The organism is Allobosea sp. 05T422_2, assembly GCF_056396265.1.
In genome coordinates this window covers 1-13,588 of record NZ_JBFTLD010000010.1, presented here as the reverse complement: position 1 = coordinate 13,588, position 13,588 = coordinate 1, and the positions used below count along the sequence as shown (strand labels likewise).

At 66.7% G+C, this 13,588-nt stretch carries 16 protein-coding genes; 14 read left to right on the top strand and 2 right to left on the bottom strand.

Features of this window, described 5'->3' with window-relative positions:
- Positions 1-167 precede the first annotated feature (167 nt).
- The 4 genes from phnC (at position 168) to phnE (AC1DJT_RS03460) (ending at position 3,800) form a co-directional block, all read left to right on the top strand.
- Positions 168-986, top strand: coding sequence for a phosphonate ABC transporter ATP-binding protein (phnC, locus tag AC1DJT_RS03475; protein WP_476767703.1), 819 nt, complete (start codon positions 168-170; stop codon positions 984-986).
- 71 nt (positions 987-1,057) lie between these two features.
- Positions 1,058-1,975, top strand: coding sequence for a phosphonate ABC transporter substrate-binding protein (phnD, locus tag AC1DJT_RS03470; protein WP_441487997.1), 918 nt, complete (start codon positions 1,058-1,060; stop codon positions 1,973-1,975).
- Between the two features lie 92 nt (positions 1,976-2,067).
- The gene (gene phnE / locus AC1DJT_RS03465; RefSeq protein ID WP_476833530.1) at positions 2,068-2,949 is read left to right on the top strand and encodes a phosphonate ABC transporter, permease protein PhnE; all 882 of its coding nucleotides are present in this window, start codon (positions 2,068-2,070) and stop codon (positions 2,947-2,949) included.
- Positions 2,946-3,800, top strand: a complete 855-nt coding sequence (gene phnE / locus AC1DJT_RS03460) for a phosphonate ABC transporter, permease protein PhnE (RefSeq protein WP_441504401.1) — start codon at positions 2,946-2,948, stop codon at positions 3,798-3,800. Before phnE (AC1DJT_RS03465) ends, phnE (AC1DJT_RS03460) begins: the two co-directional genes overlap by 4 nt.
- Positions 3,801-3,872: 72 nt before the next feature.
- Here the strand turns inward: phnE (AC1DJT_RS03460) and phnF are convergent, their stop codons facing one another.
- Positions 3,873-4,622 (bottom strand): phosphonate metabolism transcriptional regulator PhnF, encoded by a 750-nt coding sequence (gene phnF, locus AC1DJT_RS03455; RefSeq protein WP_441504400.1) that lies wholly within the window; start codon positions 4,620-4,622, stop codon positions 3,873-3,875.
- A gap of 88 nt (positions 4,623-4,710) precedes the next feature.
- Here phnF and phnG point away from each other — a divergent pair, with 88 nt between their 5' ends.
- Genes phnG through AC1DJT_RS03415 form a run of 8 tightly spaced genes read left to right on the top strand, consistent with a single transcriptional unit; the run spans position 4,711 to position 11,215 of the window.
- Positions 4,711-5,151: a phosphonate C-P lyase system protein PhnG gene (gene phnG, locus AC1DJT_RS03450; RefSeq protein WP_476833529.1), complete on the top strand. Its 441-nt coding sequence runs from the start codon at positions 4,711-4,713 to the stop codon at positions 5,149-5,151.
- Positions 5,151-5,753 carry a phosphonate C-P lyase system protein PhnH gene (phnH, locus tag AC1DJT_RS03445; protein ID WP_476767699.1) on the top strand — a complete coding sequence of 201 codons (603 nt, stop codon included), beginning with the start codon at positions 5,151-5,153 and terminating at the stop codon, positions 5,751-5,753. The genes phnG and phnH overlap by 1 nt, the downstream gene beginning before the upstream one ends.
- Positions 5,753-6,895: a carbon-phosphorus lyase complex subunit gene (locus AC1DJT_RS03440; protein WP_476833528.1), complete on the top strand. Its 1,143-nt coding sequence runs from the start codon at positions 5,753-5,755 to the stop codon at positions 6,893-6,895. Before phnH ends, AC1DJT_RS03440 begins: the two co-directional genes overlap by 1 nt.
- On the top strand, positions 6,892-7,839 hold the full coding sequence (locus AC1DJT_RS03435; RefSeq protein WP_476833527.1) for an alpha-D-ribose 1-methylphosphonate 5-phosphate C-P-lyase PhnJ: 948 nt from the start codon (positions 6,892-6,894) through the stop codon (positions 7,837-7,839). Before AC1DJT_RS03440 ends, AC1DJT_RS03435 begins: the two co-directional genes overlap by 4 nt.
- A 29-nt stretch (positions 7,840-7,868) precedes the next feature.
- Positions 7,869-8,642, top strand: coding sequence for a phosphonate C-P lyase system protein PhnK (gene phnK, locus AC1DJT_RS03430; RefSeq protein WP_201788699.1), 774 nt, complete (start codon positions 7,869-7,871; stop codon positions 8,640-8,642).
- 43 nt (positions 8,643-8,685) lie between these two features.
- Positions 8,686-9,384, top strand: a complete 699-nt coding sequence (phnL, locus tag AC1DJT_RS03425) for a phosphonate C-P lyase system protein PhnL (RefSeq protein ID WP_476767696.1) — start codon at positions 8,686-8,688, stop codon at positions 9,382-9,384.
- Positions 9,384-10,523, top strand: coding sequence for an alpha-D-ribose 1-methylphosphonate 5-triphosphate diphosphatase (locus AC1DJT_RS03420; protein WP_476767695.1), 1,140 nt, complete (start codon positions 9,384-9,386; stop codon positions 10,521-10,523). The genes phnL and AC1DJT_RS03420 overlap by 1 nt, the downstream gene beginning before the upstream one ends.
- On the top strand, positions 10,520-11,215 hold the full coding sequence (locus AC1DJT_RS03415) for a DUF1045 domain-containing protein (protein WP_476767694.1): 696 nt from the start codon (positions 10,520-10,522) through the stop codon (positions 11,213-11,215). Before AC1DJT_RS03420 ends, AC1DJT_RS03415 begins: the two co-directional genes overlap by 4 nt.
- Here AC1DJT_RS03415 and phnN read toward each other — a convergent pair whose 3' ends face one another.
- Positions 11,216-11,785, bottom strand: coding sequence for a phosphonate metabolism protein/1,5-bisphosphokinase (PRPP-forming) PhnN (gene phnN / locus AC1DJT_RS03410; RefSeq protein WP_441487986.1), 570 nt, complete (start codon positions 11,783-11,785; stop codon positions 11,216-11,218).
- Positions 11,786-11,825: 40 nt separating this feature from the next.
- On the opposite strand from phnN, the gene AC1DJT_RS03405 reads away from it, so the two are divergent.
- Both AC1DJT_RS03405 and AC1DJT_RS03400 read left to right on the top strand, forming a co-directional pair.
- The gene (locus AC1DJT_RS03405; RefSeq protein ID WP_476833526.1) at positions 11,826-12,452 is read left to right on the top strand and encodes an LbetaH domain-containing protein; all 627 of its coding nucleotides are present in this window, start codon (positions 11,826-11,828) and stop codon (positions 12,450-12,452) included.
- A gap of 152 nt (positions 12,453-12,604) precedes the next feature.
- Positions 12,605-13,588: protoglobin domain-containing protein (locus tag AC1DJT_RS03400; RefSeq protein WP_476833525.1), on the top strand; the 984-nt coding region annotated here is incomplete at its 3' end.

Below are 13,588 nucleotides of genomic sequence, written 5' to 3'. Positions count from 1 at the left end.
TCAACAGCCTCCGTGACGCCCCGCCCCATAGCCCCCGATCCTGCTGTCACGGCCCTGTCATCTGTCGCCGATACCGGTTTGCGCACTGCAAGAGAGCATGAGCTCCGGACTGCGCCTCGCCCATGTCCGGATGTCGCCATGCTCGCTCCTCGATGGGAAGACCGTTCATGCTGCGTATCGAAGGCCTGACCAAGCGCTTCAGCGGCAAAGCCGCCGTGGACAATGTCTCGCTGTCGATCCCGAAGGGCGAAATGGTCGGCGTCATCGGCCGCTCCGGCGCCGGCAAGTCGACCCTGCTGCGCATGATCAACCGCTTGGCGGAGCCGAGTTCCGGCCGCCTGATCAGCGACGAGCGCGATGTCACCGCATTGAAGGGCCCCGAACTGCGCGCCTGGCGTCGCGACACCGCGATGATCTTCCAGCAGTTCAATCTCGTCGGCCGCCTCGACGTGCTGACCAATGTCCTGCTTGGCCGGCTCAATCACCGCTCGGCCTTCCTGACGCTGGTGAAGAGCTTCTCGCCGGACGACAAGATCCGCGCCATCGCCGCACTCGAGCGTCTCGACATGGGCCATCTTCTGGCCCAGCGCGCCGAGACCCTCTCGGGCGGCCAGCAGCAGCGCGTCGCGATCGCCCGCGCCCTGGTCCAGGAGCCGAAGGTCATTCTCGCCGACGAGCCGATCGCTTCGCTCGATCCGCGCAACACCCAGGTCGTGATGGATGCGCTCTTCCGCATTAATCGCGAGGACGGCATCACCGTGATCTGCAATCTGCATGATCTCGATATCGCGGCGAAATATTGCGACCGACTGATCGGCATGGCCGCAGGCAAGGTCGTGTTCGACGACGTGCCGCAGGCGCTGACCCGCGAGATCGCGGCCGAACTTTACGGCATCGAGGCCAAGGATGCCGGCGCCGAGGCGCTCGACGCGCTCGATGCCATCGCCATCGCCGAAGCCAAGCGCGCCAAGCAGACCGCGGCCTGAGCCGAGTTCAAGCCCGGCCAGGACCGCTCACACCTGAAAAGACCGCCAACAGCCTTCAACAGGAGCAAACCATGCTGACCCGTCGTCATACCCTCACGCTCGCCGCCGCCGGCCTGGCCGCGACGCTCGCCGCTCCCGCCTTCGCGCAGGACTGGAAAGCCAAGTATCCGGAGCTGATCTTCGCCATCATCCCGTCCGAGAACGCGTCTGGCGTCGTCGAGCGCTACACCCCCTTCGTCAACTACCTCGCGAAGGAACTCGGCACCAAGGTGACGCTGCGCATCGCCAACGACTATGCCGCGATCATCGAAGGCCAGCGCGCCGGCAACATCCATATCGGCATGTACGGCCCCGCCTCCTTCGCCCGCGCCCGCATGACCGGCGCCAAGGTCGATGCCTTCGCGATCGAGACCAATCTCGACGGCACCAAGGGCTACCACTCCGTCTTCTACGTGAAGAAGGACTCGCCCTATCAGAAGGTCGAGGACCTGAAGGGCAAGAATCTCGGCCTCGTCGATCCCAATTCCACCTCTGGCAACAATGTGCCGCGCTTCGTGCTCGACGGCATGAAGATCGAGCCCGAGACCTTCTTCGGCAAGGTCGTCTATACCGGCAGCCACGAGAACGCGGTCATCGCGCTCGGCCAGGGCACCGTCGACATCGCCGCCAACTGGTGGAACGACGAGCAGGAATCCAACCTGCAGCGCATGGCCCGCAAGAACATGGTCAAGGCCGACGATTTCCGGATCATCTACAAGTCCGAGCAGATCGTGAACTCGCCGATGGCCTATCTTTCCGACCTGCCGGAGCCGCTCAAGGCCTCGATCCGCGACGCCGTCCTCAACCTCGCCACCAAGGACAAGGTCGCCTTCGACAAGATCTATGAAGGCAAGCAGGGCCCGCTCGTCGCGGTCGACAACAAGGCCTACGACCCGATCATCGAACTGAACAAGTTCGTCGACGCGCTCCGCAAGAAGAAGTCTTCGTAAGCGCTTACCCGCCGACCGTCATGGCCAGGTTTATCCCGGCCATGACGGAGTGGCGTCCCGCCGCGACTGGCGAACCCCGCGACGGAACCAACATGACCCTGACGATCGATCGCAACGACCCCACCATTCGCGGCCATGCCGATCTCTATCGGCGCGAGATGGGCGCAAAGCGCCGCCAGGCCCTGCTCGGCGCCGCCATCTTCATCGCCTGCGTCACCCTCTCCGCGATCGGCTCGGAGGTCGATCTCGCGAAATTCGCCGCAAACGCCTGGCGTTTCCCGAAATACATCCTCGAGACCCTGCCGACCCTGCACCTCGCCACGCTCGGTGCCGATCTCAAGGAATGGTACTGGGGCCTGAACGGCTGGCTGAAACTGCTCTGGCAAACCCTGTTGATTGCCTATGTCGGMACCGTGCTGGGCGCCGTCGGCGGCTTCCTGCTCTGCTTTTCCGCCGCCGCCAATCTCGGCCGTGCCGGCTGGCTGCGCTGGGCCACCCGCCGATTCCTCGAATTCTGCCGCACCGTGCCGGAGATCGTCTTCGCGCTGATCTTCGWCATCGCCTTCGGCCTCGGCCCGCTGCCGGGCGTGCTCGCCATCGCGATCCACACCATGGGCGCAATGGGCAAGCTCTTCTCCGAGGTGGTCGAGAACATCGACATGAAGCCGGTCGACGGCCTCACCGCGACGGGCGCGGGCTGGTGGCAGACGATCCGCTTCGCCGTCGTCCCGCAGGTGCTCTCCAATTTCGCCAGCTACGCGCTGCTGCGTTTCGAGATCAATGTCCGCGGCGCCTCGATCATGGGCTTCGTCGGGGCCGGTGGCATTGGCCAGGATCTGATCGAGGCCATCCGCAAATTCTACTTCACCGATGTCAGCGCCATCCTGCTGCTGATCATCGTCACCGTCATGCTGATCGACTACGGCACCGAGCGTCTGCGCCACGCCCTGCTCAGCCTGGAGCACCGCTCATGAGCCTCGCCCTCAACGCCACCGAGCGCGCCGATCTCGTCCGTCGCCATCAAGGCGCCATCGACGGCTCGCTGAAGACACGCCTGACCACCATCGCGGTCGTTGCCGCCCTGCTCGGCCTCTTCCTCTATGGCCTGACCACACTGGAAGTCTCGTTCTGGAAGATCATCACCGGCATCGGCAATCTCGGCACATTCGTCGTGCTGATGCTGCCGCCGGATCCCGGCTCTGCGGCCCGCGCCGTGATCTTCGTGAAAGCGCTGTTCGAGACCATCGCCATCGCCTTTCTCGGCACCATCCTCGCCGCGATCCTCGCCTTCCCGCTCGGCTTCCTCGCAGCCAAGAACGTCGTCGCCAACCGCGTCATCCATTTCCTGGCGCGCCGCTCGCTCGACACCGTGCGCGGCGTCGATGCCCTGATCTGGGCCCTGATCTGGGTCAATGTCGTAGGCCTCGGCCCCTTCGCCGGCATGCTCGCAATCATGACCAGCGATCTCGGCGCCTTCGGCAAGCTCTATTCGGAAGCGATCGAATCCGCCGACCGCAAGCCCGTCGAGGGCGTGACCTCCTCCGGCGGCGGCAAGCTCCACGAGATCCGCTTCGGCCTGATCCCGCAGGTGTTGCCGGTCATCGCCAGCCAGGTGCTCTACTATATCGAGTCGAACACCCGCTCCTCGACCATCATCGGCATTGTCGGCGCCGGCGGCATCGGCCTCTATCTCGCCGAGACCATCCGCACCCTGGAATGGCAACAGGTCTCGTTCCTGATCCTGCTCGTGCTTGCCGCCGTGACCGCGATCGACTTCCTGTCCAGCAAGCTGCGCTTCGCTATCATCGGCAAAAGGGCCATCTGACGGACTGGCTCGTCATATGGCCCGGGCCTGCCCCGACCATTCGCACCTCGCCGGGAGCACGAGCGGCTGCCCTCACTCCGTGAACGGCTCGACCACCATTTCCATCCGCTCGCCGGCAAAGATGCCGTCGACCAGATGGATCGGGGTCAGGTCAGGCAGCGCGTCGACAGCCGCGGAGAGCATGACCGCGGCGCCGGGCTCGATCCTGAGCAGCAACGCCTCGCGCTCGCTGGCGAGCCGCGCCGAAAGCCGTGTCGAGAGTCGCACATAATCCGGGATGCCGCAGGCGGCGAAGGCTGCCGAGATCGACGAGCCGGCCCGGCTCAGCATCTTGTCGAAATCCGGGAAGCGCTCGGCCGAAAGGAGATGCACGCCGGTGCTCACCGGCACGCCACCGGCAAGGCTCAGCGTCTCGATCCGCCAGAGCGGCGCCCCGTCCTCCAATCGCAGCGCCGCGCAGGCCTCCGCCTCGCCCTTGACGATCTCGGCGCCCAGGATCGAGCCTGCCACGGTGATGCCGGCCGCACCAAAATTGGTCCGCATGCTGACGCGCCGGCCGATGCGATAGGGGAAGCGCGGCGCCGTGACCTGCGTCCCGCGGCCGCGAGAGACGCTGACCAGCCCACGATCGGCGAGATGCCGAAAGGCCTGGCGAACCGTATGCCGGTGCACGCCATAGCGCTCGGCCAGCGCGAGCGAAGAGGGCAGCGTCGCGCCCGTCTCGTATTCGCCGCGCCCGATCGCCGCTTCGATCTCGTCCGCGATACGCCGCCATGCCGTGGCGGCTTCGCCGGCCTGGCTGGCTGCATGGGCATCCGTCATCAAAGCTTCATCCAAAATGTATAGACCTTTCCCCGTGACGACCTTATCGTAGTCTAGACATTAGGCCCTGACCAGAGAGCGACCTGAGATGAGCGGGACCACTCCACGACAGCAATGGCTGGCAATCCTCGCCCGAGCCTCACGCGCCGAGATCGAGAGCCTCGCCGGCGGGCTCGGCGCCCTGCCCGACCATGACGTGCTGAAGGCGCCCGAAACCGGGACCGTCATGGTCGAGGGCCGCGCCGGCGGCGCGGGACGCCGCTTCAACCTGGGCGAAGCCACCGTGACGCGCTGCGTCGTGCGCCTCGGCGACGGCACCATGGGCTTTTCCTACGCTCTCGGTCGCGATGGCCGCAAGGCGCGGCTCGCAGCCGTGATCGACGGGCTGCTGCAGGGCGAAGGCGAGGCTGGGCCGCTCCGCAGCGGCGTCGCCGAACTCGCAGATCGCCAGCAGGCGGCGCGCATCCTCGCCTCCCGCAAGGCTGCAGCCACCAAGGTCGATTTCTTCACTCTGGTCCGGGGCGCGTGATGCAGAACGACACACTCATTGGCGCCGGCTTTTCCGACCCGGTCTTCCAGTCCCAGGCCGCCTTCCGCGCCCTGCTCGCCGCCTTGTCGGAGCCAGGTCTCGTCCAGGACGTCGAAACCGGCTTTGCTGCGCCGGCAGGACTGGAACCGGCAACCGCCATCGCCCTGCTGACCCTTGCCGATTACGAGACGCCGATCTGGCTGCCGGCCGATCTGCGGGCCGGCCCCGCCGGCGCCTGGCTGCGCTTCCATTGCGGCGCGACACTGGTCGAAAGCCCGGCTGAAGCCGCCTTCGCCGTGCTGAACGGCACCGATATCGCTCCGGCGCTGTCCGCCTTCAGCCCGGGCACCGACCAGTTTCCGGATCGCTCGGCCAGCGTGATCGTACAATGCGCCAGCCTCGCAGGTGGCGACGCCGTGACGCTGGCCGGCCCGGGCATTGCTGACAGCCGCGAGATTGCACCGAAGGGACTGCGCCCCGGCTTCTGGACCGAGGTCACGGCCAATGCCGCGCGCTACCCCCTCGGCATCGACCTTATCCTCAGCCATGGCGAGGCGATCATCGGCCTGCCGCGCTCGACGCAGATCCTGGAGGCCCGCTGATGTATGTCGCCGTCAAGGGGGGCGAGACCGCCATCCTCGCCACACATGATCTCATCGCGGAAGCCCGCCGCGGCAACGAGGCCGTGCCCGAATTGGCCGTCGCGCAGATCCGCGAGCAGATGGGGCTCGCCTGCGCCCGCGTCATGAACGAAGGCTCGCTCTACGATCCCGATCTCGCGGCGCTGGCGCTGAAGCAGGCGCAGGGCGACGCGATCGAAGCCGCCTTCCTGATGCGGGCCTATCGCACGACCTTGCCGCGCTTCGGCTCGTCGGAGCCGGTCGACACGGCGCAGATGGCGATCCGCCGCCGCGTATCCGCCACCTACAAGGATCTGCCGGGTGGCCAGGTGCTTGGCCCGACCTATGACTACACCCACCGCCTGTTCGATTTCGCGCTGATGGATGGCGCCTCGCCTGTCGCAGTACCAGCGGCGGYGGCCGACCCGCTCGACGCCACCATGCCGCGCGTGCCCGACATTCTCGGTGCCGAAGGCCTGATGGAAGCCGAAGAGCCGCCCGAGGGCGATCCGCGTCCCTTCGACCTCACCCGCGAGCCGGTCTCCTTCCCCGCCGACCGTGATGTCCGGCTCCAGGCCATGGCGCGCGGCGATGAGGGTTTCATGCTCGGCCTCGGCTATTCCGTGCAACGCGGATACGGCAATTCGCACCCGTTCGTCGGCGAGGTCCGGGTCGGCGAGGTCAGCGTCGAATTCGTGCCCGAGGAACTCGGCTTCGCCGTCGATCTCGGCGAGATCACGCTGACCGAATGCCAGATGGTCAACCAGTTCAACGGCACCAAGGACGTCCCGCCGCAGTTCACGCGCGGCTATGGCCTCGCCTTCGGCCATGCCGAGCGCAAGGCGATGTCGATGTCGCTGGTCGACCGTGCGCTCAAGGCACGCGAGTTCGGCGAGGCGGCGGAGTATCCCGCGCAGCAGGACGAATTCGTGCTCTACCACTCCGACAATGTCGAGGCGGCCGGCTTCGTCGAGCATCTCAAGCTGCCGCATTATGTCGACTTCCAGGGTGAGCTCGAACTGATCCGCCGCATCCGCCGCGAGCGCGAGCAGCGCCTGGCGGGCGAGACCCAAGAGACCCAGGTCCGAGAGACGCAAGACACCCTGCCGGAGGCCGCGGAATGACCCTGCATCAGATCGTCTCCGGCGAAGATACGAAGCCGGCTTATAATTATGCCTATCTCGACGAGCAGACCAAGCGGATGATCCGCCGCGCCCTGCTCAAGGCGGTCGCGGTGCCGGGCTATCAGGTGCCGTTCGGCTCACGCGAAATGCCGTTGGCGCGCGGCTGGGGCACGGGCGGCATCCAGATCACCGCCGCGATCATTGGCCCGGACGATGTGCTGAAGGTCATCGACCAGGGCGCGGACGACACCACCAACGCCGTCTCGATCCGCCGCTTCTTCGAGCGCASGGCCGATGCGAACACGACCGAGGCGACGGACAGGGCCACCATCATCCAGACCCGCCACCGCATCCCGGAAGCGCCGCTGAAGGCCGGGCAGATCATGGTCTACCAGGTGCCGCAGCCCGAACCCCTGCGGAAGCTCGAGCCGCGCGAGGCCGAGACCCGGAAGATGCACGCCTGGGCCGAATACGGGCTGATGCAGGTCAAGCTCTACGAAAATATCGCCCGCTTCGGCGAGGTGACGACGACCTATGACTATCCGGTCGACGTCAATGGCCGCTATGTGATGGCGCCCTCGCCGATCCCGAAATTCGACAATCCGAAGATGCATATGTCGCCCTCGCTCCAGCTCTTCGGAGCCGGCCGCGAGAAGCGCATCTATGCGGTGCCGCCCTATACCAGCGTGCGCAGCCTCGACTTCGAGGACCATCCCTTCCGCATCCAGAGCTGGAACGAGCCCTGCGGGCTCTGCGGCGCGACCGATTCCTATCTCGACGAAGTCATCACGGACGACCGCGGCGGCCGCATGTTCGTCTGCTCCGACAGCCACCATTGCGAGACGCGGCGCGCCGACGGTCATCGCGGCGCGATGCTGGCCGACGCATCGGCGCTCCATCTCGTCGACGACAAGCAGGCCAAGGACGAGGTGTCGAAGTCATGACCCAGCATGTCTCCCCGCAGGATCTCGGCATCGATCCCGATCCGCTGCTCTCGGTCTCCGGCGTCAGCCGCTTCTACGGCGAGCGCATCGGCTGCGCCGATGTCTCCTTCGATCTCTGGCCGGGCGAGGTGCTCGGCATCGTAGGCGAATCCGGCTCGGGTAAATCGACCTTGCTGCGCTGCCTTGCCGGCATCGACGCACCGGACGAGGGCGAAGTGCTGTTCCGAGGCTCCGGTCAGCCGCTCGACATCTATTCGGTCGCCGAGCAGGATCGCCGCCGCCTGATGCGCACGGCCTGGGGCATCGTGCACCAGAACCCGCGCGACGGCCTGCGCATGGACGTCTCGGCCGGCGGCAATGTCGGAGAGCGCCTGATGGACCGCGGCGACCGGCATTACGGCAAGATCCGCGAGCGCGCGCTMGACTGGCTCACCCGTGTCGAGATCGCCGAGAACCGCATCGACGATCGTCCGCGCCAGTTCTCGGGTGGCATGCAGCAGCGCCTGCAGATCGCCCGCGTGCTGGTCTCGGAGCCGAAACTCGTCTTCATGGACGAGCCGACCGGCGGCCTCGACGTCTCCGTGCAGGCGCGGCTGCTCGATCTGCTGCGCGTGCTGGTCCGTGATCTCGGTCTGGCCGCCATCATCGTGACGCATGACCTTGCCGTCGCGCGCCTGCTCACCGACCGGCTGATGGTGATGAAGGACGGCCGTGTCGTCGAGCAGGGACTGACCGATCAGGTCCTGGACGACCCCCATCACGCCTACACGCAATTGCTCACCTCGGCCGTGCTGAGCGTATGAGCGTCACAATCGCGTCACCGGAACCGCGCAAGGCATCCCGACCATGACCACGATGATTCACGTCGAGAACGTTGCCAAGACCTTTACCCTGCACAATCAGGGCGGGGTCCGGCTGCCTGTCTTCGACAATATCAATTTCAGCGTCGAGGCCGGCGAGGCGCTCGTCCTGGCCGGAGCCTCCGGCGCCGGCAAGTCGAGCCTGCTGCGCATTCTCTACGGCAACTACCGGCCGAGTTCCGGCCATATCCACATCACCCATGCCGGCCGGGCCATCGACATCGTCGCGGCCGTGCCGCGTACCGTGCTCGATATCCGCCGCCGCACGCTCGGCTTCGTCTCGCAATTCCTGCGCGTGATCCCGCGCGTTTCGGCGCTCGACATCGTCCGCGATCCGCTGCTGGCACGCGGCGTCTCCCCTGATGAGGCCAGCGCGCGCGCCAAGGCGATTCTCGCCCGGCTGAACCTGCCGGAACGCCTCTGGCACCTCGCGCCCGCCACCTTCTCCGGCGGCGAGCAGCAGCGCGTCAACATCGCCCGTTCCTTCGTCGATCCGGCGCCGATCCTGCTGATCGACGAACCGACCGCCTCGCTCGATGCCGCCAATCGCGACGTCGTGGTTGACCTGATCGGCGAGGCGCGCGCAAACGGGTCCGCCATCGTCGGGATCTTCCATGACGAGGCGGTGCGCGAGCGCGTCGCCACCCGCTATCTCGACATCACCGCATTCCGGAAGGCCGCCTGATGCAGACCGTTCTCACCAATGCCAAGCTGATCCTGGAGAACGAGGTCGTCACCGGCACGATCGCCTTCGACGCAACCGGGATCACCGCTGTCGACCAGGGCCGCTCGCAATTGCCGGGCGCGATCGACATCGGCGGCGACTATGTCGCGCCCGGCCTCGTCGAGATGCATACCGACAACATGGAAAAGCACTTCATGCCCCGGCCCAAGGTGTTCTGGCCGAACGGGCTTGCAGCCGCGCTGGTCCATGACGCCCAGATGGCGGCCTCCGGGGTCACCACCGTCTATGACGCGGTCTGCGCCGGCACGCCCTTCTCGGCCAAGGACTACCGCAAGGACATCTTCGCCGACGTGATGAAGGCCTTGCGCGAAGGCAAGGCCGAAGGCGTCTTCCGCATCGACCACCGCATCCACATGCGCTGCGAACTGACCAGCCCGGACCTGATGCGCGACATCGAGCCCTATCGCGAGGACGATCTCGTCCAGCTCGTCTCGCTGATGGACCACACGCCCGGCCAGCGCCAGTGGCGCGACATCCAGCACCTGCGCACCTATGCGCTCGGCAACGGCAAGACCGAGGCCGAGTTCGAGGAGGACGTCGCCGTCCGCCAGTCCGAAGGCACGGCCAATGTACCGAGCAACTGGAGCGCCGTGGTCGAGATGTTCCGGACGCGCGGCATCCCGATTGCAACCCATGACGACACGACGGTCGACCATGTCGAGGCCGGTGTCGCATCGGGCGCCGTGATCTCGGAATTTCCGACCACGATCGAGGCGGCGGCTGCCGCGAAGCAGCGTGGGCTTGCCACCATCGCCGGTGCACCGAACGTCGTGCGCGGCGGCTCGCATTCCGGCGGCGTCTCGGTCTCCGAACTGGCCGAGAAGGGCCTGCTCGACGGCCTCTCCTCGGATTATGTGCCGGCAAGCCTGCTGCAGGCGGTGCTGAAGCTGCACGCCAGCCATGGCATCGCGCTGCCCGACGCCATGGGCATGGTGACCTGGAAGGTCGCCGACATCCTCGGCCTGAAGGATCGCGGCCATCTCAAGACCGGCCTGCGCGCCGACCTGGTGCGCTTCAAGGCACTCGGTGCGACGCCGGTGATCGCCGCCGTCTGGTCGAAGGGCGAGCGCGCATTTTGAGCACGCCGCGCTACGCTCTCTATTACGCCCCCGCCGCCGACAGCGCCCTCTGGCGCTTCGGCAGCGCCGTGCTGGGCTATGACGCCGTCACCGGCGCGGATGTCCCCGCCCTCGTGCCGCCCGGCTGCGATCACAGCCAGTGGCCGACGCTGACTGAGGAGCCGCGCCGCTACGGTTTCCACGCCACGCTGAAGGCGCCCTTCGAACTGGCTGCCGGTCGCAGCGAAGGCCAGTTGCGCGCCTTCGCCCATAATTATGCGGCAGGCCTCGAGAGCGTCCGTCTCGACGGCCTGAGTCTCACTGCGCTCGGTTCCTTCATCGCGCTGACTCCTTCGGCCGAAAGCCCGGCGCTGCAGCACTTCGCCTTTGCCCTCGTCCAGGCCTTCGAGCCGTTCCGCGCTCCGCTGGCCGAGGCCGACATGGCGCGGCGGCTGAAGCACCCGCTGACCCCGGCCCAGCGCGCCTATCTCGAAGCCTATGGCTATCCCTATGTCGGCGACGCCTTCCGTTTCCACATGACGCTGACCGGCTCGCTGCCGATGGATCAGGGGGCTGCGGTGCAGATCGCTCTCAGCGATGCCTATGCACGGGCCGTTCCGGCGAAGCCCGCCGTGATCGACCGCATCGCGCTGTTCAAGCAGGACACGCGGGCAGGCCGCTTCCGCCTGCTCGACAGTTTCCCGCTGGCCTGATCAGCGATGCGGGCTGAGCGCGGTCAACACGGCGACGAACTCGCCAGCCGCCTCGGCCACGGTCCGGTCGTTCTGGATCGAAACCAGTTGCGCGCGCTCGGTCGTCAGCGGCACCTCACGGGCAAGCCGGGCACGGATATCGGCCTCGCTTTCGCGTCCACGCGCTGCCAGCCGCCTGGCAAGAACCTCGTTCGGGGCGGTGATGTTGACCACCGTCACCTGGCCGGCAAGACGCTCGGCCGCGGGAACGGCCCGGCGCGAGCCATTGGCGATGACCACCTGCCCGCTCGCGATGCCGGCCAGCGCCGCGGCCGGAATGCCGTAGCAAAGGCCATGGGCGCGCCAGCTGAGCGCGAGTGCGCCGCGCGCCTCCGTCGCGTCGAATTCAGCCTCGCTGCAGCTGTCATGGTCCTCCGCGCCGGCCATGGCCTGGCGGGTGATCAGACGGCGGACGAAGGCGAAGCGGCCATCACCTGCCAGCGCGGCACGGGCGGCCTCCATCAACGTGTCCTTGCCCGCTCCGGACGGGCCAACCACCAGCACCAGGACTCCCGATCCTGCGGCCGTCATGGCTGCAGAGGGTTCCAGCAGATCTTGAGAGGATGATGACATGACGGGCAAGAAACTCGGACTTGAACCTGTGATCGACCCGACCGCTCATGTGCGGCAGGCGACGCTCGGGCGCTACACCGAAATCGGCGCGCGCACCTCCTTCGTCGAGTCGACGATGGGGGACTACTCCTATGTCGTGAACGACTCGAATGTCATTTACACGACAATCGGCAAGTTCTGTTCGATTGCGGCCATGACCCGCATCAACCCCGGCAACCACCCGATGCAGCGGGCGAGCCAGTCGCATTTCAGCTACCGCGCCAGCGCCTATTTCGACGATGCCGAGGACGATGCGCCCTTCTTCGCCTGGCGCCGCTCGACGCCGGTGACGATAGGTCACGATGTCTGGATCGGCCATGGCGCGATCGTGCTGGCCGGCCGCTCGATCGGCACGGGCGCGGTCGTCGCCGGCGGCGCCGTCGTCACCAAGGACGTGCCGGCCTACACCATCGTCGCCGGCAACCCGGCCAGGCCGATCCGCCGGCGCTTTCCCGAAGACATCGCCGAGCGGCTGATCGCGCTGTCCTGGTGGGACTRGGATCATGCCGCCTTACGCTCCGCACTCGACGATTTCCGGACGCTGCCCGTCGAAGCCTTTCTCGAGCGCTATGAAGGCCTGCGGTGAACCGCTGGCGACTGACAATCCTGCGGCATAGGACCACAGACGCTCCGTCCTGCAGGCAAGAGCCGCAATCTTCTTCGGATATTAACCAGCCATCGCCGAGTTTCGGCCGGCGTGCCGAGGGGGCTCGGCGCATCAGGCTTGAGTAAACGGCTATGGCACCATCCGACGATCTCGCCCGGCGGCGCGACTTCATGAAGCTCGGTCCGGACGCGTTGCGGCACATCCACGATGTCGAGGACACGCTGCTGGAGGCCCTGCCGGATGCGCTCGGCGCCTTCTATGCACAGGTCCGCGCCTTCCCCGAAACCCGCGTTTTCTTCGGCAGCGACGCCCATATCGAGCACGCGAAGAGCAAGCAGCTCGGCTACTGGGATCGTATCGCCCGGGGCCAGCTCGACGAGGATTACGTCGCCGCCGTCACCACGGTCGGCAAGGTCCACGCCAGGATCGGGCTGGAGCCGCGCTGGTATATCGGCGGCTATGCCCTGCTGCTGGAGCAGCTGATCGGCAAGGTGCTCGAGGCGCGCTGGCCGAAGGGCCGCTTCGGCGGCAAGATCGAGGGCGCCGAAGACCGCGCCGCCGAGATCACCGCCATCGTCAAGGCGACCCTGCTCGACATGGACTATGCCATCTCGGTCTATCTCGAGGCGTCCGAGGCCGCCCGTCTCAAGGTCGAGGCCGAGGCCCGCGCCGTCGAGCAGGCCAAGGCGGACGAGCGCGACAGGGTCGTCAGCCTGGTCAGCGAAGGCATGGCCGCGCTCGCCAAGGGTGACCTGACCTTCCGCATGGACGCGGAGATGCCGCCCGAATACGCGCTGCTGCGCAGCCATTTCAATCACGCCATGGAACAGCTCGGCGAGATGGTCACGACCATCCAGGCGACGTCGGGTTCGATCGCCACCTCCTCGCAGGAGATCGCGTCCGGTGCCGACGACCTGTCGCGACGCACCGAGGAACAGGCCGCCGCGCTCGAACAGACGGCGGCCACGACCGAAGAGCTCGCCGCGTCCGTCAAGACCTCAGCCCAGTCTTCGCGCGAGTCGGTTGCGCTGGCCGATGACGCCGCCGCCGTCGCCCGCACCGGCGGCACCATCGTCAGCGACGCGATCGATGCCATGACCCGTATCGAGCAGGCC

Bases quoted from the DNA above. Each gene is read 5' to 3' on its own strand.
- phnD (WP_441487997.1), top strand. From the start codon at position 1,058: ATGCTGACCCGTCGTCATACCCTCACGCTCGCCGCCGCCGGCCTGGCC.
- phnL (WP_476767696.1), top strand. From the start codon at position 8,686: ATGACCACGATGATTCACGTCGAGAACGTTGCCAAGACCTTTACCCTG.
- phnE (WP_441504401.1), top strand. From the start codon at position 2,946: ATGAGCCTCGCCCTCAACGCCACCGAGCGCGCCGATCTCGTCCGTCGC.
- phnH (WP_476767699.1), top strand. From the start codon at position 5,151: ATGCAGAACGACACACTCATTGGCGCCGGCTTTTCCGACCCGGTCTTC.
- phnN (WP_441487986.1), bottom strand. From the start codon at position 11,785: ATGACGGCCGCAGGATCGGGAGTCCTGGTGCTGGTGGTTGGCCCGTCC.
- phnG (WP_476833529.1), top strand. From the start codon at position 4,711: ATGAGCGGGACCACTCCACGACAGCAATGGCTGGCAATCCTCGCCCGA.
- phnF (WP_441504400.1), bottom strand. From the start codon at position 4,622: ATGACGGATGCCCATGCAGCCAGCCAGGCCGGCGAAGCCGCCACGGCA.
- phnC (WP_476767703.1), top strand. From the start codon at position 168: ATGCTGCGTATCGAAGGCCTGACCAAGCGCTTCAGCGGCAAAGCCGCC.
- AC1DJT_RS03420 (WP_476767695.1), top strand. From the start codon at position 9,384: ATGCAGACCGTTCTCACCAATGCCAAGCTGATCCTGGAGAACGAGGTC.